Origin of the sequence: Streptacidiphilus cavernicola (genome assembly GCF_042510955.1) — a bacterium.
Lineage (GTDB): Bacteria > Actinomycetota > Actinomycetes > Streptomycetales > Streptomycetaceae > Streptacidiphilus > Streptacidiphilus cavernicola.
In genome coordinates, this window is record NZ_JBHFAB010000004.1 from 110,754 (window position 1) to 130,685 (window position 19,932).

General features: G+C 71.9%; 19 protein-coding genes. 9 read left to right on the forward strand and 10 right to left on the reverse strand.

Annotated features, from left to right (window positions below; translation table 11 throughout):
- Nucleotides 1–53: 53 nt before the first annotated feature.
- Nucleotides 54–1,229, forward strand: coding sequence for an ROK family transcriptional regulator (locus ACEZDE_RS06815; protein WP_380533528.1), 1,176 nt, complete (start codon nucleotides 54–56; stop codon nucleotides 1,227–1,229).
- Nucleotides 1,230–1,288: 59 nt separating this feature from the next.
- On the opposite strand, the gene ACEZDE_RS06820 is transcribed toward ACEZDE_RS06815, so the two are convergent.
- From ACEZDE_RS06820 to ACEZDE_RS06850, 7 genes are all read right to left on the reverse strand, one after another.
- Nucleotides 1,289–2,161, reverse strand: coding sequence for an amidohydrolase family protein (locus ACEZDE_RS06820; RefSeq protein WP_380533530.1), 873 nt, complete (start codon nucleotides 2,159–2,161; stop codon nucleotides 1,289–1,291).
- Between the two features lie 100 nt (nucleotides 2,162–2,261).
- On the reverse strand, nucleotides 2,262–3,371 hold the full coding sequence (locus ACEZDE_RS06825) for a DUF475 domain-containing protein (protein ID WP_380533532.1): 1,110 nt from the start codon (nucleotides 3,369–3,371) through the stop codon (nucleotides 2,262–2,264).
- Between the two features lie 108 nt (nucleotides 3,372–3,479).
- A complete protein-coding gene (locus ACEZDE_RS06830) occupies nucleotides 3,480–4,058 on the reverse strand; it encodes a TerD family protein (protein ID WP_380533533.1) in 579 nt (192 codons plus the stop codon).
- Nucleotides 4,059–4,207: 149 nt separating this feature from the next.
- Nucleotides 4,208–4,783, reverse strand: coding sequence for a TerD family protein (locus ACEZDE_RS06835; RefSeq protein WP_380533535.1), 576 nt, complete (start codon nucleotides 4,781–4,783; stop codon nucleotides 4,208–4,210).
- 169 nt (nucleotides 4,784–4,952) lie between these two features.
- A complete protein-coding gene (locus ACEZDE_RS06840) occupies nucleotides 4,953–5,411 on the reverse strand; it encodes a peroxiredoxin (protein ID WP_380533536.1) in 459 nt (152 codons plus the stop codon).
- 103 nt (nucleotides 5,412–5,514) lie between these two features.
- Nucleotides 5,515–6,372: a hypothetical protein gene (locus ACEZDE_RS06845; RefSeq protein WP_380533538.1), complete on the reverse strand. Its 858-nt coding sequence runs from the start codon at nucleotides 6,370–6,372 to the stop codon at nucleotides 5,515–5,517.
- Between the two features lie 130 nt (nucleotides 6,373–6,502).
- A complete protein-coding gene (locus tag ACEZDE_RS06850; protein WP_380533540.1) occupies nucleotides 6,503–6,955 on the reverse strand; it encodes a DUF3052 domain-containing protein in 453 nt (150 codons plus the stop codon).
- Nucleotides 6,956–7,520: 565 nt separating this feature from the next.
- Between ACEZDE_RS06850 and aceE the strand changes: the two genes are divergently transcribed.
- From aceE to ACEZDE_RS06865, 3 genes are all read left to right on the forward strand, one after another.
- Nucleotides 7,521–10,271 (forward strand): pyruvate dehydrogenase (acetyl-transferring), homodimeric type, encoded by a 2,751-nt coding sequence (aceE, locus tag ACEZDE_RS06855; protein ID WP_380533542.1) that lies wholly within the window; start codon nucleotides 7,521–7,523, stop codon nucleotides 10,269–10,271.
- A gap of 176 nt (nucleotides 10,272–10,447) precedes the next feature.
- On the forward strand, nucleotides 10,448–11,218 hold the full coding sequence (locus ACEZDE_RS06860; RefSeq protein WP_380533544.1) for a G1 family glutamic endopeptidase: 771 nt from the start codon (nucleotides 10,448–10,450) through the stop codon (nucleotides 11,216–11,218).
- A gap of 258 nt (nucleotides 11,219–11,476) precedes the next feature.
- Entirely contained in the window at nucleotides 11,477–12,685 is a 1,209-nt protein-coding gene (locus tag ACEZDE_RS06865; protein WP_380533546.1) for an alpha/beta hydrolase, read from the forward strand.
- A gap of 4 nt (nucleotides 12,686–12,689) precedes the next feature.
- Here ACEZDE_RS06865 and ACEZDE_RS06870 read toward each other — a convergent pair whose 3' ends face one another.
- Together ACEZDE_RS06870 and ACEZDE_RS06875 are read right to left on the reverse strand one after the other, a co-directional pair.
- Nucleotides 12,690–13,706: an aldo/keto reductase gene (locus ACEZDE_RS06870; protein ID WP_380533548.1), complete on the reverse strand. Its 1,017-nt coding sequence runs from the start codon at nucleotides 13,704–13,706 to the stop codon at nucleotides 12,690–12,692.
- Nucleotides 13,703–14,125, reverse strand: coding sequence for a MerR family transcriptional regulator (locus tag ACEZDE_RS06875; protein ID WP_380533550.1), 423 nt, complete (start codon nucleotides 14,123–14,125; stop codon nucleotides 13,703–13,705). The genes ACEZDE_RS06870 and ACEZDE_RS06875 overlap by 4 nt, the downstream gene beginning before the upstream one ends.
- 69 nt (nucleotides 14,126–14,194) lie before the next feature.
- On the opposite strand from ACEZDE_RS06875, the gene ACEZDE_RS06880 reads away from it, so the two are divergent.
- Nucleotides 14,195–15,022: a serine hydrolase domain-containing protein gene (locus tag ACEZDE_RS06880; RefSeq protein ID WP_380533551.1), complete on the forward strand. Its 828-nt coding sequence runs from the start codon at nucleotides 14,195–14,197 to the stop codon at nucleotides 15,020–15,022.
- On the opposite strand, the gene ACEZDE_RS06885 is transcribed toward ACEZDE_RS06880, so the two are convergent.
- Nucleotides 15,013–15,753, reverse strand: a complete 741-nt coding sequence (locus ACEZDE_RS06885) for a pirin family protein (protein WP_380533553.1) — start codon at nucleotides 15,751–15,753, stop codon at nucleotides 15,013–15,015. The genes ACEZDE_RS06880 and ACEZDE_RS06885 overlap by 10 nt on opposite strands.
- 467 nt (nucleotides 15,754–16,220) lie before the next feature.
- Here ACEZDE_RS06885 and ACEZDE_RS06890 point away from each other — a divergent pair, with 467 nt between their 5' ends.
- The 4 genes from ACEZDE_RS06890 (at nucleotide 16,221) to ACEZDE_RS06905 (ending at nucleotide 19,851) form a co-directional block, all read left to right on the forward strand.
- Nucleotides 16,221–17,417, forward strand: a complete 1,197-nt coding sequence (locus tag ACEZDE_RS06890; protein ID WP_380533974.1) for a PucR family transcriptional regulator — start codon at nucleotides 16,221–16,223, stop codon at nucleotides 17,415–17,417.
- A 112-nt stretch (nucleotides 17,418–17,529) separates the two neighbouring features.
- Nucleotides 17,530–18,477, forward strand: a complete 948-nt coding sequence (locus tag ACEZDE_RS06895; RefSeq protein WP_380533555.1) for an ACP S-malonyltransferase — start codon at nucleotides 17,530–17,532, stop codon at nucleotides 18,475–18,477.
- Nucleotides 18,474–19,508, forward strand: a complete 1,035-nt coding sequence (locus tag ACEZDE_RS06900) for a beta-ketoacyl-ACP synthase III (RefSeq protein WP_380533556.1) — start codon at nucleotides 18,474–18,476, stop codon at nucleotides 19,506–19,508. The genes ACEZDE_RS06895 and ACEZDE_RS06900 overlap by 4 nt, the downstream gene beginning before the upstream one ends.
- A gap of 100 nt (nucleotides 19,509–19,608) precedes the next feature.
- Nucleotides 19,609–19,851 (forward strand): acyl carrier protein, encoded by a 243-nt coding sequence (locus ACEZDE_RS06905; protein WP_030251060.1) that lies wholly within the window; start codon nucleotides 19,609–19,611, stop codon nucleotides 19,849–19,851.
- Nucleotides 19,852–19,932 lie beyond the last annotated feature (81 nt).

The following is a 19,932-nucleotide window of genomic DNA, read 5'->3' on the forward strand; positions in this document are numbered from 1 at the left end:
CGCTTTTGAAGGGTCCTGACGGCCGGGCCTGGCAAGAGCACTAAAGTGTGTTCATGATTGCCAGGCCCGCGACCTCCTCCACGCTCAAGGAGATCAACCTCCGGACCGTCCTCGACGTGATCCGAGCCGTTCCCCCGGTCTCCCGCGCGGAGATCGCCCGGCGGACCGGCATCTCCAAGCCGACCGTCTCGGCGCTGCTCCAGGACCTCCTGGAGATGGGCCTGGTCTCCGAGACGGTCCGGGCCGAGCTCGGCCCCACCTACGGCGCGCTGTTCTTCGCCCCGCGCCCCGAGGCCGCCTACGTGCTGGCGCTGGACGTCGGCGCGCGCCGGCTCCGCGGCGCGGTCGCCGACCTGGACGGGACGGTGCGGATCCGCCGCGACGTGACCGTCGAGGGCCTGGACGCGCCGCGGATAGTGCTGGCCGCGGGCGAGCTGGCCGACGAGCTGTGCACCGAGGCCGGGATCGGCCGCTCGGCCCTGGCGCACGCCGCCGTGGGCGTCCCCGGGGTGGTGGACCGCCGCGACGGCCGGATCTGGCAGGCCGCCAACATCCCCTCGCTGGACGGCTTCACCGCCCAGCAGGCGTTCGAGACCGCGCTCGGGCTCCCGGTCACCATCGAGAACGACATCCACCTCGCCGCCCTGGGCGAGCAGCGGCACGGCACCGGCACCGACGCCGAGAGCTTCACCTTCCTCTCGGTCGGCACCGGCGTGGGCGCGGGCCTGGTGCTGCACGGCGAGCTGCACCGCGGCTTCGCCGGGGCGGCCGGGGAGCTGGACAGCGCGGTGGACCCGGACCGGTTCGAAGATCAGGACCCCTGCGCCGCCTCGCTGCTGCACTTCGCGGTGGAGCTGCTGCCGGAGGAGGCAGCCGCGGGCCCGCTGACCACCGAGCAGGTCTTCGCACTGGCCCGGGAGGGCCACCCGGGCGCGGCAGCGGTGCTGGACGAGGAGGCCCGCCGGATCACCGGCTACCTGGCCCCGGTGGCGGCGGTGGTGGACGTGGAGCTGGTGGTGCTCGGCGGCGGCATCGGCCTCAACGGCGACCTGCTGCTGGACCGGGTCCGCGAACGGCTGGCGGCCCGGCTGCCCTACCCGCCCCGGGTCGAGGTCTCCGCGCTGGGCGACGCCGCGGTGCTGACCGGCGCGGTCTCGGTCGCCACCCGGGCCGCGCTGGAGCAGATCCTGACCCTCCGCTTCGCCCCCTCCGGGCACCGGCGGCCCTGACCGGGCGTCAGTCCTGCACCGGGCGTCAGTCTTGATCAGGCGTCAGTCTTGATGGGGCGTCAGAGCCCGAACAGCCGGGCGGCGTTGTCGTGGCAGACGGCACGGAGCCAGTCCGGGCCCAGGTCGAGCCGGGCCAGCGACTCCAGCGCGTGCCGGTACGGGTAGGGGATGTTGGGGAAGTCGGTGCCCAGCAGGATCCGGTCGCCGGCCTCCGCCAGCCGTGGGCGCTGGTCCGGCGGGAAGGGCGCCATGGCCTCGCTGAAGTCCGTGAAGGCCATGGTGGTGTCCAGGTGCACGCCGGGGTGGCGGGCGGCGAGGTCGAGGAAGTCGCCGTACTCGGGCATCCCCATGTGCGCGACGATCAGCCGGAGGCCGGGGTGCCGACCGAGCAGCCGGGCGATCGGCTCGGGCCCGGTGTGCTTCCCCGGGACCGGCCCCGAACCGCAGTGCGCCACCACCGGGATCCCGGCCTCGGCGAGCAGGCCCCAGACCGGCTCCAGCAGTGCGTCGTTGGGGTCGTAGCCGCCGACCTGGAGGTGCGCCTTGAACACCCGCGCACCGTCCTCGACCGCCTGCCGTACGTACCCGGCGGCCTCGGGCTCGGCGAAGAAGGTGGCGGTGTGCAGGCAGTCGGGGGTGCGGGCGGCGAACTCCCGGGCCCAGGCGTTCAGCCAGGCCGCCATCGCGGGCTTGTGCGGATACAGCATCGCGGTGAAGGTCCGGACCCCGAACGACCGCAGGGTGGCGATCCGCTCGTCCTCCTCGGCCCGGTAGGTGATCGGCCACTCACGCCCGACCAGCGGCCCGGCGGCGTCGAAGTAGGCCCACACCTTGGCCAGCACCCGTTCCGGCATGAAGTGCGTGTGCACGTCCACCAGCCCCGGCAGCCCCAGCTCCCGCCAGAACCCGCGTACCCACTCCGCTTCACCCACCGTGCCCGCCTCTCCGCGCCGCGTCCGCCGGTCCGCTTGCCCCCAACCTGCCGGGAGCCCCGCCGCACGAGGGCGGCGGGGCTCCCGGGAAGGGCAAGACCTACAGCTCCGGTACGTCCCCCGCCGCTGCCAGGCGTTTGTTGCGCAGCAGCGAGGCGATCAGGGCGAGGCCGATGAAGGCCACGCCGATCAGGCCGGTGACGATCTCCGGGATGGTGTACTTGATGGAGACCATCAGGATGACCGCCAGCGCGCCGATGGCGTAGTGGGCGCCGTGCTCCAGGTAGACGTAGTCGTCCAGGGTGCCCTGGCGGACCAGGTAGACCGTCAGCGAGCGGATGTACATGGCGCCGATGCCCAGGCCCAGGGTGATCTGGAAGATGTCCTGGCTGATCGCGAACGCGCCGACGACGCCGTCGAAGGAGAACGAGGCGTCGAGCACCTCAAGGTAGAGGAACAGGAAGAACGCGGCCTTGCCGGCCACCAGGATGGCGGGCTTGCCGTTCTTGGCGGCAGGCGCCGCGGCCTCCGCGCCGTCCTCGGCCTCTTCGGACTCCTCGTCCTCGTCGCCCGCCTCCTCGAAGAGGTTGGAGAGCCCGCCGACCAGCAGGTAGGTGGTGAGTCCGGCGACCCCGGCGAGCAGCACGGTCTCCGCGCCGCCCCCGGCGAAGAAGCGGGCGGAGAGCATCAGCACGATCATCGCCACGACCACCGACAGCTGGTCCAGCTTGCCGATCTTCTCCAGCGGGCGCTCGATCCAGTGCAGCCACTGGACCTCCTTCTCGCCCAGGATGAAGTCCAGGAAGATCATCAGCAGGAACATCCCGCCGAACGCGGCGATCGCTGGGTGTGCGGCGTCCAGGTGCTGGGCGTAGGTCATCCCGTTCTGGGTCTTGGTGGAGTCCAGCGCCAGCTGGACCACCGCGACCGGGTTGATGTGCGCGGTCAGCGCGACGACCAGCAGCGGGAAGATCAGCCGCATCCCGAAGACGGCGATCAGCACACCGACGGTGAGGAAGATCTTCTGCCAGAACGGCGTCATCCGCTTGAGGATGGTGGCGTTGATGACGGCATTGTCGAACGACAGCGAGATCTCGAGTACCGAGAGGATCAGGACGACGCCGAAGCCGTCCGCCCCCCAGAAGTACGCGGCTGCCGCGAGGCCGATCAGGGTGATCCCGAAGGACCACCCGAAAGTACGGAGGAGCACTGGGTGCCTGAACCTTTCTGTCAGGTGCGGCAGCCACAGTTGCGGGGACCGCCCTCCACGCCCGTGGAAGCGATCCCCGACGTTCCCCGCCCTGCCCGCAAGATTTTCTTACTGAACGTTAACCCCGAAGTCTAGGGCGATGCCCCGGAGCCCGGACGCGTACCCCTGCCCTACCGCGCGGAACTTCCACTCGCCGTTGTAGCGGTACAGCTCACCGAAGATCATCGCGGTTTCGTTGGACGCGTCCTCGGAGAGGTCGTAACGGGCCAGTTCGGTTCCGTCGGCCTGGTTCAGCACCCGGATGTAGGCGTTGCGAACCTGGCCGAAGTTCTGCCCGCGGGCCTCGGCCTCGTAGATGGAGACCGGGAAGACGATCTTGTCGACCTGCGGCGGGACCTGCGCCAGGTGGACCTTGACCACCTCGTCGTCGTCCGCCCCGGTGCCGCCGACCAGCTCGTCGCCCATGTGCTCGACCGAGCCGTCCGGGCTCTTGAGGTTGTTGTAGAAGACGAAGTACTCGTCACCGAGCACCCGGCCGTTGGCGCAGAGCAGCGCGCTGGCGTCGAGGTCGAAGGCCGCGCCGGTGGTCGCCCTCGCCTCCCAGCCCAGCCCGATCTGCACGGCGGTGAGGTTGGGCGCGGCCTTGGACAGCGAGACGTTGCCGCCCTTGGCGAGTGTGACACCCATGAATCTGTTCCCTCCCTAGGGAAACAGGCCGCCGACGCGGCGGCCCCCGCGGGCCGCGGCGCCGGCGGCCCGTCTGCGATCCCGAACTGCTGATCCCAAAAACCGGTCGAACGGTGCCTCAGGTGAAACAGTGCCCAGCTGAGAGCGGGTCAGACGTTGACGCCGAAGTCCTGCGCGATGCCGCGCAGGCCCGAGGCGTAGCCCTGGCCGATGGCGCGGAACTTCCACTCCGCGCCGTTCCGGTACAGCTCGCCGAAGACCATGGCGGTCTCGGTGGAGGCGTCCTCGGAGAGGTCGTAGCGCGCGATCTCCTGGCCGCCCGCCTGGTTGACGATCCGGATGTAGGCATCCCGGACCTGGCCGAAGCTCTGCGCGCGGGCCTCGGCGTCGTAGATCGAGACCGGGAAGACGATCTTCTGGACCGTCGCCGGGACGGCGGCCAGGTTCACCTTGATGACCTCGTCGTCGCCCTCGCCCTCACCGGTGGTGTTGTCACCGGTGTGCTCGACCGAGCCGTCGTCGGACTTGAGGTTGTTGTAGAACACAAAACCCTTGTCCGAGACGACCTTGCCGGTTTCGGACGTCAGGATCGCGCTGGCGTCGAGGTCGAAATCGGCGCCCGTGGTGGTACGGGCCTCCCAGCCAAGACCTACGAGGACCGCGGTCAGGCCGGGCGCCTCCTTGCTGAGCGAGACATTGCCACCCTTGCTGAGGCTGACACCCACGAGTCCTCCAGTTGCAGGGGGAGCACTTCGCCGTGCCCCCGTTGGTGCGGTTGCGGTTCCTGTCCAGCCAACGGATCGATCGTAGTGGCCGGTTCCCGGATACCGCAGCCGCACCGCACGAGCGTCTTGCCGAATCGCGCCGCCGGGTCGGAACCGGGGCGCCGACGGGTCAGAGCGCGGCCAGGGCCTTCAGGTATTCCTGCTGGTCACGGGCGTCCGGCAGGCCGTTGACGACGGACCAGCGGACCACCCCGCCCTTGTCGACCACGAAGGTGCCGCGGACCGCGCAGCCCTTCTCCTCGTCGAACACGCCGTAGGCGCGGGAGGCCGCGCCGTGCGGCCAGAAGTCGGACAGCAGCGGGTACTCCAGCCCCTCCTTCTCGGCGAACACGCGCAGCGTGAACGGCGAGTCATTGGAGACGGCCAGGATCTGCACGTCGTCGTTCTGGAACCGCGGGAGCTCCTTCTCCAGGCTGCACAGCTCGCCGGTGCAGACGCCGGTGAAGGCGAACGGGTAGAAGACCACCACGACGTTCTTCTCGCCGCGGAAGTCGGAGAGCCTGACCAGCTCGCCGTGCTGGTTCTTCAGCTCGAAGTCCGGAGCCTCGGTGCCGACCTCGATAGCCATGTGTACCTCTCATCATGCGTGCGGACGTCGTGCCCGGAGCCATCCTGCCACTCCGCGCCGACAGTCCGTCACCACGGGGTCGGCACCGGCCCCGACCAGGCCGTCAGCGCACCCCGGGGAGCCGCCCGAGCAGGCCGACCATGCCCACCGCGCGCCGTAGCAGGGCCCCTCCGGGCAGCCCGGGAACCTGCTCCACCAGCGGCGCCAGCGCCATCAGCCCGCCGATCCGGTGCAGTCTCAGCTCGCCCCTGGCCAGCAGCGCGGGCAGCGCGCCGCGCCCGGCCGGGACGCCCAGCACGGTCGCCGCCGCGCCCTCGACGCCGGGGACGTCGTCCGGTCGGCCGGGGAGGGTGCGCCAGCCGTCCGGCCCGGCCCGGAAGCTCCAGCCCCCGGTTCCTTCGCCCCAGATCCCGGCGGCGACCCGCAGGCCCTGCCGGCAGGCCAGCGCGCCGACCACGTCGACCATCGCGGCCACCCCGGCGTCGGTGACCGCCGCGGGCACCGGCGCCGGCGCGACCCCCCGCCCGCCGGAACCGCCGCCGGAACCGCAGCGGATCGCGGCCAGCGCCAGTTCGTGCCCCATCGCGTGCACCTGGGTGAGCAGCGGCAGCGGTCCCAGCGCCGAGTCCGCCGACACCAGCGCCAGCTCGGGCCGCTCGGCGATCCGCTCCAGCGCCTCGGCGGTGCGGGTCCGCGCCTCGGCCAGGGCGGCCAGCAGCGCGGCGGGCCGGTCCGCGCGGTGGTCCAGCCGCTCCGGCTCGGGGCCGGGCCGCTCACCGGCCGCCTGCGCCATCAGCCGGGCCAGCACCGGGCGCTCCGGCCAGGAGCCCAGCTCGGCCAGCTCGGCCAGCCGCTCCGGCGGCGCGTCCCCGGCGAACACCAGCAGCGCGTCCCAGGCCCCGAGCAGCCGGCTGCGCAGCGGCGGCAGCGGTTCGGTGGCGACTCCGCGGTGACGGTCCATCCCCGCATTCTGCCCGCATCCCCGGCCCCGGACGCACGACCGCCCGGTCGGCGTCCGGACAGGTCCGAACCCCGACCGGGCGGTCAGCTGCCCGTCGGGACGGGCCGCGTGAAGTCTCGCCGTCAGCCCGTCAGCGCTGGCCTGCCCTGGCATTGGCCGCCTTGGGCGTGGCCAGCCGGACGGCCGACCAGTCCTTGCTGACGGCGACGGTGCTGGTCTGGGAGAGGCCCGCGGTCTGCGCGGCCTCGGCGATGTCGCTCGCCTCGACGTGCCCGGTACGCCCGGTCTTGGGGCTGAGCAGCCAGACCAGGCCGCCCTCCACCAAGTACTCCTGGGCGTCGACGAGGGCGTCGGTGAGGTCGCCGTCCTCGCTGTCCTCACGGAACCACATCAGCACGGCGTCAGCGACGTCGTCGTAGTCCTCGTCGACGAGCTCTGTTCCGGTGAGGTCCTCCACGGCCTCACGCAGATCCTGGTCGACGTCGTCGTCGTAGCCGAGCTCCTGGACCACCTGTCCGGGCTGGAAACCCAGGCGATTCGCCGGGTTGGACCTGTCCTCCGCGGGGTCCGCGGTCGCGCTCACGGGAATTGCCTCCTATATCCGACCCTGTCCACTGAAGCCAGGGCTGTGGCCGTAGTCCACACGGGCGGGGCGCTCAGCGCAAGTACCCGATGCCCGTTCCCGCGCTTCCGACGATGCGCCGCAGCGCGACACGCCGTCGAGCGTGACACACATCACGCCTATTTGCCCCAGTATCAGCCGGTGCGGCGGGTTCGCACCTCGGGTTGCCGACTCACCTACCCGATAGATCTCCGACTCACTCCCCGAGCCGCCCCCCGCGCCGGGTCGGCGGAGCGTACCGGAGCACGGCTCCACCGGGCGTAGAGTTCAGATCGGCCCTCCCCCAGCCCACCACCACCACAATGACGTGGCTCAGGTCGGGCCACCTCGTCGTACGTTCGGTGCCCCACCACGGCGCCGCGTGCAGGACGGATGCCGGTTTCACCCGAAAGGGGCGCTCAAGGACGGAAACGTCCCGGCGCGGGAATCGGTTACCCATGGGTAGAGATGACGTTTCTCGACCTGCGGTCCACGATGGAGGCGGCGCGACACCACCTCCAGCTTCGACCGACAGTGAAGGAACAGCGTGGCTTCCGGATCCGATCGCAACCCGATCATCATTGGCGGCCTGCCCAGCCAGGTCCCGGACTTCGATCCCGAGGAGACCAGCGAGTGGCTGGAATCGCTCGATGCCGCCATCGACGAGCGGGGCCGTGAACGCGCCCGCTACCTGATGCTGCGGCTGATCGAGCGCGCCCGCGAGAAGCGTGTCGCCGTCCCCGAGATGCGCAGCACGGACTACATCAACACCATCGCGACCAAGAACGAGCCGTTCTTCCCCGGCAACGAGGAGATCGAGCGCAAGGTCCTCAACGCGACCCGCTGGAACGCGGCCGTGATGGTGTCCCGGGCGCAGCGCCCCGGCATCGGCGTGGGCGGCCACATCGCCACCTTCGCCTCGTCGGCGTCGCTCTACGACGTCGGCTTCAACTACTTCTTCCGGGGCAAGGACGCCGACGGCGAGTCCGGCGACCAGATCTTCTTCCAGGGCCACGCCTCCCCCGGCATCTACGCCCGCGCCTTCCTGCTGGACCGGCTGAGCGAGCAGCAGCTCGACTCCTTCCGGCAGGAGAAGTCCAAGGCGCCGTACGGCCTGTCCAGCTACCCGCACCCGCGGCTGATGCCGGACTTCTGGGAGTTCCCGACCGTCTCCATGGGCCTCGGCCCGCTGGGCGCGATCTACCAGGCCCGGATGAACCGCTACCTGCAGGACCGCGGCATCAAGGACACCTCGCAGTCGCACGTCTACGCCTTCCTCGGCGACGGCGAGATGGACGAGCCGGAGTCGCTGGGCCAGCTGTCCCTGGCCGCGCGCGAGAACCTGGACAACCTGACCTTCGTGGTCAACTGCAACCTGCAGCGCCTGGACGGCCCGGTCCGCGGCAACGGCAAGATCATCCAGGAGCTGGAGTCGCAGTTCCGCGGCGCCGGCTGGAACGTCATCAAGCTGATCTGGGACCGCAGCTGGGACCCGCTGCTGGCGCAGGACCGCGACGGCGTGCTGGTGAACAAGCTGAACAGCACCCCGGACGGCCAGTTCCAGACGTACGCCACCGAGTCCGGCGCGTACATCAGGGAGAACTTCTTCGGCGGCGACCTGCGGCTGCGCAAGATGGTCGAGGACCTGACCGACCAGCAGATCCAGCACCTGGGCCGCGGCGGCCACGACCACGCCAAGGTGTACGCAGCGTTCAAGGCCGCCCGCGAGCACGTCGGCCAGCCGACCGTGATCCTGGCGCAGACGGTCAAGGGCTGGACCCTGGGCCCGAACTTCGAGGGCCGCAACGCGACCCACCAGATGAAGAAGCTCACCACCGAGGACCTCAAGCGCTTCCGTGACCGGCTGCACCTGCCGATCACCGACAAGCAGCTGGACGAGGGCTACCCGCCCTACTACCACCCGGGCCGCGACTCGGAGGAGATCCAGTACATGCACGACCGGCGCAACGAGCTGGGCGGCTACATGCCGACCCGCAAGGTGCGCCCGGTCAAGCTGGAGCTGCCCGGCGACGACACGTACAAGCTGCTCAAGAAGGGCTCCGGCAAGCAGGAGATGGCCACCACCATGGCCTTCGTCCGGCTGCTCAAGGACCTGATGCGGGACAAGGAGATCGGCAAGCGCTTCGTGCCGATCGCCCCCGACGAGTACCGCACCTTCGGCATGGACTCGCTGTTCCCCTCGGCGAAGATCTACAACCCGCAGGGCCAGCAGTACGAGTCGGTGGACCGCGAGCTGCTGCTCGCCTACAAGGAGTCGCCGAGCGGGCAGATGCTGCACGACGGCATCTCCGAGGCCGGCTGCACCGCCTCGCTGATCGCCGCCGGGTCCTCCTACGCGACCCACGGCGAGCCGCTGATCCCGGTCTACGTCTTCTACTCGATGTTCGGGTTCCAGCGCACCGGCGACCAGTTCTGGCAGATGGCGGACCAGCTGGCCCGCGGCTTCGTGCTCGGCGCCACGGCCGGCCGGACCACGCTGACCGGCGAGGGCCTGCAGCACGCCGACGGCCACAGCCAGCTGCTGGCCTCGACCAACCCGGCCGTGGTGGCCTACGACCCGGCCTACGGGTACGAGATCGCCCACATCGTCCAGGACGGTCTGCGGCGGATGTACGGCAGCAGCGCCGAGCACCCGCACGGCGAGGACGTCTTCTACTACATGACGGTCTACAACGAGCCGATGCTGATGCCCGCGGAGCCCGCGGACGTCGACGTCGAGGGCATCCTCAAGGGTCTGCACAAGGTGGCCCCGGCCACCGGCGGCCAGGTCCCGGCGCAGATCATCGCGTCCGGTGTGGGCGTGCCGTGGGCACTGGAGGCGCAGCGGCTGCTGGCCGAGGAGTGGAACGTCAGGGCGGACGTCTGGTCGGCGACCTCCTGGAACGAGCTGCGCCGCGACGCGGTCGAAGCGGAGGAGTTCAACCTGCTCCACCCGGAGGAGGAGCAGCGGGTCCCGTACGTCACCAGCAAGCTGACCGGCGCCGAGGGCCCGATCGTGGCCGTCTCGGACTGGATGCGCGCGGTGCCGGACCAGATCTCGCGCTGGGTCCCGGGCCAGTGGCAGTCGCTGGGCGCGGACGGTTTCGGCTTCGCCGACACCCGTGGCGCGGCCCGTCGGTTCTTCCACATCGACGCCCAGTCGGTGGTCCTGGCCGTGCTCACCGAGCTGGCCAAGCAGGGCCGGATCGACCGCTCGGCGCTGAAGGCGGCGATCGACCGCTACCAGCTGCTGGACGTCTCGGCGGCCCACCCCGGCGCGGCCGGCGGCGACGCCTGAGCCTCCGTCAACTGAGGTGACCGAACCGCCGCCCGGCGACTGCTCCAGTCGCCGGGCGGCGGTTTTCGGCCATTCAGAAGTCTTTACCGAGAAACCACTCTGCGGGGTGTCACAGGGGCGCTAGGTTGACGGAACTCCGACAATCTTGGGGAACCCCCACCGCGACAAGGAGCACCATGTCGACGACCCGTCGAGTCACCGCTCTGTCCGCCACCCTGTTCGCCGTCCTCGGCAGCGCCGCCCCCGGCGTCGCCGCCGCCGCGCCCGCCTTCGTCAACGCGCCGATGCAGGTCTCCGCGGCCGGCAGCCACCACATGCTGGCGCAGGGCGGCGGAATCCGGAACAGCACCAGCTCCAACTGGTCCGGCTACGCCGCCACCGGCGCCAAGTTCACCAGCGTCAGCGCCAGCTGGGTCCAGCCGACCGGCCACTGCACCAGCGCCACCACCTACTCCAGCTTCTGGATCGGCCTGGACGGCGACGGCAGCAACTCGGTCGAGCAGACCGGCAGCGAGGTGGACTGCTCCGGCGGCTCCCCGCAGTACTACGCCTGGTACGAGATGTACCCGGCCTACCCGGTGAACTTCCCCGGCAAGGTCCGCCCCGGCGACCACTTCACCTCCTCGGTCACCGAGAGCGGCAGCGGCTCCTTCACCCTGAAGCTCTCGGACACCACCCAGGGCTGGAGCAAGACCGTCACCAAGACCCTGCGCAACGCCGCGCTGGCCTCGGCCGAGGTGATCGCCGAGGCCCCGTCCAGCAGCTCCGGCGTGCTGCCGCTGACCAACTTCGGCACCGCGTCCTTCACCAGCGCCACCGCCAACGGCCAGCCGATCGGGAACTTCTCGCCCGACAACATCACCATGGCCTCCGGCTCCACCACCAAGGCCACCACCTCCGGCCTGTCCGGCGGGAACGCCTTCTCGGTGACCTGGAAGCACAGCTGACGCCGTTCGGCTGACGCCTCCGGGCCACGACCGCGAACGGGCCGCCGTCCCTCCCTCGGGACGGCGGCCCGTTCGTGTGAAGCAGCCGTGAATCTCTAGGCCGAATGGTGCTGGTTGTGACGGTTGTCGCAGTTTCAGTACATTGCGTACGCCGTACGCACCCCGGTCGAGCGCTTAGGCTGACGCGGAAGCTCTCTCGCCAGACCTCCGGGCCAGTCCCGTACGACGGTCGCCGGAAGTCCAAGGAGAAACACGCGTATGCGGTTCAGGCGCACCCTGATAGCGGCGATGGTCTCCTTCACCGTGCTCGCAGGCACCGGGGCCGCGGCTGCGGGCGCCGCGGTCTCGGACGAGCAGATCGCGATCACCACCCCGCCCGCGGGCAGCGCCGCCTGGAGCCACGACGACTCGCTCGGCCGGGCCATGCCGGACCCGGCGCACGCCACCGCCGACGAGGTCGCCGCGTTCTTCGCCTCGCTCACCCCGGCCCAGCAGCAGCGGCTGGTCCGGACGTACCCGCTGGTGGTCGGCAACTTCGACGGCGCGCCGGTGGCCCTGCGCTACCAGGCGAACGCACTGGCGATGGAGCAGGAGCTGGCCAAGCAGCAGGACCGGGCGGGCAATCCCGCGCTCAGCGGCACCGAGCGCTCGATCGCGGCCGGGCAGGCCGCGACGCTCACCAAGCTGCTGATCCCCGGCCGCCAGTTCCTGGTCTTCGACCCGCGCGGACGCGGCCTGGTCGCCGAGGTGTACGGCGACCTGGGCACCGCCCAGCGGGTGTCGGTGCTGGTCCCCGGCTCGGACATGGACCTGCAGCACTTCGACCGCAGCGACACCACCGACCCGCTCAAGGGCGCGGCCGGGATGGGCCAGGCGCTGCGCGCCGAGGAGCAGCGGGTCTCCCCCGGCACCAGCACCGCGGTCATAGCGTGGTCCGGCTACGTCACCCCGGTCGGCCTGGGCGCGGACGCGGCCACCGCCCGGCTGGCCCAGGCCGCCGCGCCGCGGCTGGCCAGGCTGCTCGACGGCCTGGCGCTGACCTCGCACCCGACCACCGCGCCGGCCCTGTTCTGCCACTCCTACGGCTCGGTGGTCTGCGGCCTCACCGCGCCGCACGTGCACGCCCCGCAGGGGGTCACCGACATGGTGGTTTTCGGCAGCCCCGGCATGGACGTGCCGGACGCCGCCGCGCTCGGCGACCGCGTCCGGCTCTGGGCCACCGCCCGCAACCCCGGCGACTGGATCGGCAACGTCCCCTACCTGGAGGTCGCCGGGCTCGGCCACGGCGCGGACCCGACCGACCCGGCCTTCGGCGCGCACGTGATCGCCTCGACCGGGGCCGAGGGCCACAACGGCTACCTCACCGCCGGGACCGCCAGCCTGCGGAACTTCGCCGACATCGCGCTGGACCGCTACACCGACGTGGTCTGCTCCAACAACAACGGCGGCTGCGTCAGCGGGCTGTGACCCGCTACTCGCGGGCGGCCGAGGTGCTGGACATGTCCGGGTAGCGCTCGCCGGCGACCTGCCCGGCGATCGGCTCCAGCGCGGCCAGCTCCTCCTCGGTCAGCCGCAGCGCGGTCGCCGCGGTGTTCTCCTCCAGCCGGCTGCGCTTGCGGGTGCCCGGGATCGGCACCACGGTCAGCCCGTGCACCTCGGCCTGCTGCTGCACCCAGGCCAGCGCCACCTGCGCCGGGCTCGCCCCGTGCGCGGCGGCGATCTTCAGCACCGGGGCCAGCAGCGCCGCGTTGTGCGCGGCGTTGTCGCCGGTGAACCGGGGCTGGTGGTGCCGGAAGTCGCCGCTGCCCAGCTCGGCCGCGTTGGCGAAGGCCCCGGTCAGGAAGCCGCGCCCGAGCGGCGAGTACGGCACGAAGGCCACCCCCAGCTCGGCCGCGGCCGGAACCGCGGTGCTCTCCACGTCGCGGGAGAACAGCGACCACTCCGACTGCACGGCGGTGATCGGGTGCACCGCGTGCGCCTCGCGCAGCTCCGCGCCGGTGACCTCGGAGAGGCCGAGGTACTTCACCTTGCCCGCCTGGACCAGCTCCGCCATCGCGCCGACCGACTCGGCGAACGGCACCTCGGGGTTGTACCGGTGCATGTAGTACAGGTCGATCACGTCCACGCCGAGCCGGCTCAGGCTGGCGTCCACGGCCTGCCGGATGTAGGCCGGGTCGTTGCGGACCGCCCGGTGGGTCGGGTCGTCGGCGCGGCGCTCGATGGCGAACTTGGTGGCCAGCACCACCCGGTCCCGGTTGGCCAGGACGAACGGGCCGATCAGCTTCTCGTTCTCGCCGAAGCCGTACATGTCGGCGGTGTCGTAGAGGGTGACCCCCAGCTCCAGGGCGCGGTCCAGGGTGGCCAGCGCCTCCGCGGTGTCGGTGTCGCCGTAGAAGTCGCTCATGCCCATGCAGCCGAGGCCCTGCAGGCCGACGACCGGGCCGTCCGTGCCCAGCACGGTGGTGGGGATGGTGCTCTCGCTGCTCATGTCTGCTGCCCTTCGGCATAGAAGTCGATCTTGTGGTCGATGATCAGGAGGGTGGCCTGCAGATCGGCGATCCGCTGGCGCACCTCGTCCCGGTGCGCGATCAGCAGCTGCTGCCGGGCGGCGGCGGTGTGCTCGCCCTCCCGGCGCAGGTCCGCGTAGCGCACCATGTCGGCGACCGGCATCGCGGTCAGCCTGAGCTTGCCCAGGAAGTCCAGCCAGATCAGGTCGCGGTCACTGAAGCGGCGCTGCCCGGAGTGCGACCTGGCCGGGTGCTCCAGCAGGCCGATCCGCTCGTACCAGCGCAGGGTGTGCGCGGTCAGGCCGGTCCTGGCGACGACCTCGCCGATGGTGTAGCGCGGGGTGTCGTCGGGTCCGCCGTCGTCGGGCTCCGGTGGTTCGACTGCGATCGCCAGTGACATGCTTCGAACCTACCGAGTTGGAGTGCACTCCAAGCAAGCGCGGCCGGGACCCTCGCTAGGGTGTTCACCATGGACAGCCTGCTGATGATCGACAAGTGGCCGGTGCCGACCGCGGCGACCGCGGTGGTACGGGCGGACGGCACGCTCGCCGGGGCCCGCGGGCCGCAGCAGCACCCCTTTCCGCTGGCCTCGGTGACCAAGCCGCTGACCGCCTACGCGGTGCTGGTCGCGGTCGAGGAGGGCGCGCTCGACCTGGACCAGCCGGCCGGACCCGAGGGCTCGACCGTCCGGCACCTGCTGGCGCACACCTCGGGCCTCGGCTTCGACGAGCACCGGCAGATGGCCGCGCCCGGCACCCGCAGGCTCTACTCCAACGCCGGCTTCGACGTGCTGGCCGAGACCGTGGAGAAGGCCACCGGCATCCCCTTCGCCCGGTACGCGGCCGAGGCCGTGTTCGAGCCGCTGGAGATGGCCGCCACCTCGATCGACCCGGCCTCGAAGAGTCCGGCCGGCGCGGGCGGCGTCTCCACCGCGGCCGACCTGTCCCGCTTCGCCGCGGAGCTGCTGGCGCCGCGGGTGCTGCACCCGACCACCCTGGCCGAGGCCGCCTCGGTGGCCTTCCCCGGACTGGACGGGGTGCTGCCCGGGTTCGGCCACCAGCGGCCCAACGACTGGGGCCTCGGCTTCGACCTGCGCGACCACAAGGACCCGCACTGGATGGGCGCGACCAGCGCCCCCACCGCCTTCGGCCACTTCGGCCAGACCGGCACGTTCCTGTGGGTCGACCCGGCGGCGGGGGCGGCCTGCGTCGCGCTCACCGACCGCGCGTTCGGCGCCTGGGCGGCCGAGCTGTGGCCGCCGTTCACCGACGCGGTGCTGCGGGAGCTTCAGCCGTAGCGCAGCGCCGAGTCCATCGTCCACAGCAGGGCCTCGACGCCGTCCGGGCCCGCGACCGGGTCCACCGGCTCGGCGGCGCCGCTGAGCCGCAGGCTGTCGCCCGGCTCCAGCTCCTGACCCACCCCGCGCGGCCCGCCCGCGGTCCGGAAGCCGAGACCGCCGCGGACCAGGTGCAGATAGCGGTACGCCGCGGCGGGCAGCGGCGGCAGCGCGGTGTACGGGCCGAGCCGCAGCAGGTGCAGCGCGGCGTCGGCGCGGCCCAGCTCCGCCCCGTCGGCGAGCAGCAGCAGGCCGGTGCCGTCGGGGGCGGCGCGGAGCCCGTACCGGGGCGGAGCCCCGAAGGCGTCCGGCTGCAGCCAGAACTGCAGGAAGCGGACCGGCTGGTCCGCGCCTGCCGCGTTGGCCTCGCTGTGCACCACGCCCGCCCCCGCGCCCAGGTACTGCACCTGGCCGGGCCGGACCACGGCGGCGTGGCCGTGGTCGTCCCGGTGCGCCAGCGCGCCCTGGACCACCCAGCTGACGATCCCGGTGTCCCGGTGCGGGTGCGGGGTGAAGCCCGCGCCCGGCGCGAGGGTCTCCTCGTTGCACGCCAGCAGCGCGCCGAAGTGGGTGTTCGCGGGGTCGTAGTGCCCGGCGAAGGAGAACGCGTGCCACGTCTCGATCCCCGCTGCCGGGGTGGAGCGGTACCGCTCCCCCGCCCGACCCACCCGCACACCGTCCAGCTCAGCCATGAGACAGGACGTTACCGCCCGGCCCCCACCGAGCACCCGCGCCCCGCGGGGGTCCGCTCCGCGCGGGGGTGTGGGTTAGCGGTGGGCCGATCCGCCGAAGCCGCTGCGCGGAAAGCACCCCGCCGGGGCGAACACCCCGCGCGGAGCGCACCCCGCCGGGACGGCCACCCCGCGCGGAGCGCACACCCCCCGGAACGGCCACCCCGCGCGGAGCGCACACCTCCGTTGTGACTGTTGCCACGCGGTCCGCGGGGCCTGGTCGGCGCGGATCGTGCTGTCGGTAGGGCAGTCTTGTGCCTGTGCCAGCCGCCCCTGCCAAGAAGCCCGCCAGGTCCGCCGCCGCCGCGTCCGCGACCGCGGCGTCCGCCGCGACCACCGCGTCAGCGAAGAAGGCCGCCGCGCCGCCCGCCGCAGGCGAGCCCGCGGGCGACACTCCCGTCCGCCGGGGCTCCCCCCGCGGCACGGCCATAGAGCGCAGGACCGCCGCCGAACGCGCCGAGCGGCACGCCGCCACGCTGAAGCGGCTGGAACGCGCCTCCGGCAAACTCTCCACCGCGGCCATCGCCCGGATGGACGAGCAGCTGTCCTGGTACCGCAACATGCCGCCGGAGCACCGCTCCTGGATCGGCCTGGTGGCCCAGGCCGGCATCGCCGCGTTCACCGAGTGGTTCCGCCACCCCGAGGCGCCGCAGGCGATCAGCACCGACGTCTTCGGCACCGCCCCGCGCGAGCTGACCCGGGCGGTGACGCTGCGTCAGACCGTGGAGATGATCCGCACCACCATCGAGGTGGTCGAGGAGGCCATCGACGAGGTCGCCTCCCCCGGCGGCGAGGACGGCCTGCGCGAGGCGGTCCTGGTCTACGCCCGGGAGATCGCCTTCGCCACCGCCCAGGTGTACGCGCAGGCCGCCGAGGCCCGCGGGGCCTGGGATGCCCGGCTGGAAGCCCTGGTGGTGAACTCGCTGCTGTCCGGCGACGCCGACGAGGGCGTGCTGTCCCGCGCCGCGGCCCTCGGCTGGGGCTCGCCGGACCGGGTGATGGTGGTGATGGGCAGCGCCCCGGCCGGGGACAGCGAGCTGGTGGTGGAGGCGATCCGCCGGGCCGCCCGGCACGCCAAGCTGCACGTGCTGACCGGGGTGCTCGGCGCCCGCCTGGTCGTGGTGGTCGGCGACGGCGGCAAGAACCCGGACCGGGTCTTCGACCCGGTCCCGGCCGCCCGCTCGCTGATCGGCCAGTTCGCCGCGGGCCCGGTGGTGATCGGCCCGATCGTCGGCGACCTGCTCTCGGCGACCCGCTCCGCCCAGGCCGCCGCGGCCGGGCTGCGGGCCTGCGCGGCCTGGCCGGACGCCCCGCGTCCGGTCCTCGCCGACGACCTGCTGCCGGAGCGCGCGCTGGCCGGCGACCCGGCCGCCCGGCAGCAGTTGGTGGAGGAGATCTACACCCCGCTTGACGAGGCCGGTTCAGCGCTGCTCGACACGCTCTCCGTCTACCTGGAGCAGGCTTCCTCGCTGGAGGGCGCGGCCCGCATGCTGTTCGTACACCCCAACACCGTCCGCTACCGCCTACGTCGTGTGACCGATGTCACCGGCTACGCGCCCAGCGACGTCCGCTCCGCGTTCACCCTGCGCATCGCCCTCGCCCTGGGACGACTGCAGGCCACCTGACCTGCACGGGCCGCGACGATGCCGCACTGTAGGGAACCCACAACCAGGGGTGCGGTTCTTGGTCTCCGTCCCCACCCGCGCCGGGTGGCCCCAGCGAGAGAAGGTTGTTTCTGTGCTCGTAATCGTTGCTCCCGGACAGGGCGCCCAGACGCCAGGATTCCTCGCCCCGTGGCTCGAGGTCGACGGTGTGGCCGACAGGCTGCACTGGTGGTCCGCCGTGGCCGGGCTCGACCTGGTGCACTACGGCACCGAGGCCGACGCCGACACCATCAAGGACACCGCGGTGGCCCAGCCGCTGCTGGTGGCCGCCGGAATGGCCGCTGCCGGGGCGCTGCACGCGCACCCGGGCGCCCAGCGGCACCGGGTCGGCGCGGTGGCCGGGCACAGCGTCGGCGAGATCACCGCCGCCGCCTTCGCCGGGGTGCTGAAGCCCGAGCAGGCGATGGCGTTCGTCCGGCAGCGCGGCCTGGCCATGGCCGGCGCCGCGGCCGAGACCGCGACCGGGATGTGCGCCGTCCTCGGCGGCGACCCGGACGAGGTGGCCGCGAAGATCGCCGAGCACGGCCTGACCGCGGCCAACAACAACGGCGGCGGCCAGATCGTCGCGGCCGGCACGCTGGAGCAGCTGGACGCGTTCAAGGCGGACCCGCCCGCCAAGGCCAGGATCATCTCGCTCGCGGTGGCCGGGGCCTTCCACACCCCGCACATGGCAGCCGGGGTGGACCGGCTGTCCCGGCTGGTCCCCGGCATCTCGGTGTGCGACCCGCAGATCGCCTACGTCTCCAACGCCGACGGCAAGACCGTCGACGGCGGGGCCGAGGTGGTCAGCCGACTGGTGTCGCAGGTCGCCAACCCGGTCCGCTGGGACCTCTGCATGGACGCGCTGGAGCGTCTCGGCGCCACCTGCGTGATCGAGGTCCCACCTGCTGGGACGCTGACCAACCTGGTGAAGCGCAACCTCAAGGGGGTGGCTACCCTCGCTCTGAAGACTCCGGACGACCTCGACAAGGCCCGCGAGTTGATCGCTGAGCACGCCGCACCCGAGGGGACCCCGTCATGACACAGCCAGCACGCATCAAGGCCAGCACCGGTGCCGCGTTCTCTCGCATCCTGGGCGTGGGCGGCTACCGCCCGGTCCGGGTGATCCCCAACGCCGAGGTGCTGAACTGGATCGACTCGTCCGACGAGTGGATCCGCACCCGCAGCGGCATCACCGAGCGCCGCTGGGCCGGGGTCGAGGAGTCGGTCGCGGAGATGTCGGTGCAGGCGGCGGCCAAGGCCATCGCCCAGTCCGGGATCGCGCCGGAGCTGATCGGCGGGGTGATCGTGGCGACCGTCTCGCACCTCAAGCAGACCCCGGCCATCGCCACCGAGATCGCCCAGCGCCTCGGCTGCGGCACCGCGCCCGCCTTCGACATCTCGGCCGCCTGCGCCGGCTTCGGCTACGGCCTGAGCCTGGCCGACGGCATGATCCGCAGCGGCAGCGCCGAGTACGTCGTGGTCATCGGCGTCGAGCGGCTCTCCGACCTGACCGACAAGAGCGACCGCTCCACCGCCTTCATCTTCGGCGACGGGGCCGGCGCGGTCGTGGTCGGCCCGTCCGAGACCCCCGGCATCGGCAAGGTGATCTGGGGCTCCGACGGTTCACAGAAGGACGTCATCAGCCAGACCCAGGCCTGGGACACCGCCTTCGCCAAGCCGGACGCCGTCAACGGCAGCGGCGACGAGGTGAAGTGGCCGGCCCTGCGGATGGAGGGCCAGGCGGTCTTCCGCTGGGCGGTCTGGGACATGGCCAAGGCCGCGCAGCGGGCGCTGGACGCCGCCGGGATCACCGCCGACCAGCTCGGCGCGTTCATCCCGCACCAGGCCAACATGCGGATCATCGATGCGATGATCAAGGCGCTGAAGCTTCCCGACCACATCCCGGTCGCCCGCGACATCGCGGAGACCGGCAACACCTCGGCCGCCTCGATCCCGCTGGCGATGGAGCGGATGCTCCAGACCGGTGAGGCCAAGAGCGGCGACCTGGCCCTGATCATCGGCTTCGGGGCGGGGCTCGTGTACGCGGCGGCAGTGGTTACCCTGCCCTAGTACCAACACGTACCAACCAGGACCAACCGGTTCGAACCAGACGACCGTGGCCCGCATTCCGGCGGGACACGGAGAGTGCACAACACGAAGGAGTGCCGACATGGCCACCAAGGACGAGGTCCTTTCCGGTCTCGCGGAGATCGTCAACGAGATCGCCGGGATCCCGGCCGAGGACGTCGAGCTGGACAAGTCGTTCACCGACGACCTGGACGTCGACTCGCTGTCCATGGTCGAGGTCGTCGTCGCGGCCGAGGAGCGCTTCGGCGTGAAGATCCCGGACGACGAGGTCAAGAACCTGAAGACCGTCGGCGACGCCGTGGACTTCATCCTCGCCAACAGCTGAGCGACCCCGCTCGCCGGGACCCGTCCCTCCGGCCGCCGCCGCGGCAGCGGCCGGAGGGCGTGCCCCACCCTCGAACCGCCC

Coding starts and splice junctions, on each gene's coding strand:
- ACEZDE_RS06830 (WP_380533533.1), bottom strand. CDS start 4,058: ATGGGTGTCACACTCGCCAAGGGCGGCAACGTCTCGCTGTCCAAGGCC.
- ACEZDE_RS06905 (WP_030251060.1), top strand. CDS start 19,609: ATGGCCACCAAGGACGAGGTCCTTTCCGGTCTCGCGGAGATCGTCAAC.
- ACEZDE_RS06885 (WP_380533553.1), bottom strand. CDS start 15,753: ATGGCTGAGCTGGACGGTGTGCGGGTGGGTCGGGCGGGGGAGCGGTAC.
- ACEZDE_RS06845 (WP_380533538.1), bottom strand. CDS start 6,372: ATGGACCGTCACCGCGGAGTCGCCACCGAACCGCTGCCGCCGCTGCGC.
- ACEZDE_RS06865 (WP_380533546.1), top strand. CDS start 11,477: ATGCGGTTCAGGCGCACCCTGATAGCGGCGATGGTCTCCTTCACCGTG.
- ACEZDE_RS06875 (WP_380533550.1), bottom strand. CDS start 14,125: ATGTCACTGGCGATCGCAGTCGAACCACCGGAGCCCGACGACGGCGGA.
- ACEZDE_RS06840 (WP_380533536.1), bottom strand. CDS start 5,411: ATGGCTATCGAGGTCGGCACCGAGGCTCCGGACTTCGAGCTGAAGAAC.
- ACEZDE_RS06860 (WP_380533544.1), top strand. CDS start 10,448: ATGTCGACGACCCGTCGAGTCACCGCTCTGTCCGCCACCCTGTTCGCC.
- ACEZDE_RS06880 (WP_380533551.1), top strand. CDS start 14,195: ATGGACAGCCTGCTGATGATCGACAAGTGGCCGGTGCCGACCGCGGCG.
- ACEZDE_RS06815 (WP_380533528.1), top strand. CDS start 54: ATGATTGCCAGGCCCGCGACCTCCTCCACGCTCAAGGAGATCAACCTC.
- ACEZDE_RS06870 (WP_380533548.1), bottom strand. CDS start 13,706: ATGAGCAGCGAGAGCACCATCCCCACCACCGTGCTGGGCACGGACGGC.
- ACEZDE_RS06900 (WP_380533556.1), top strand. CDS start 18,474: ATGACACAGCCAGCACGCATCAAGGCCAGCACCGGTGCCGCGTTCTCT.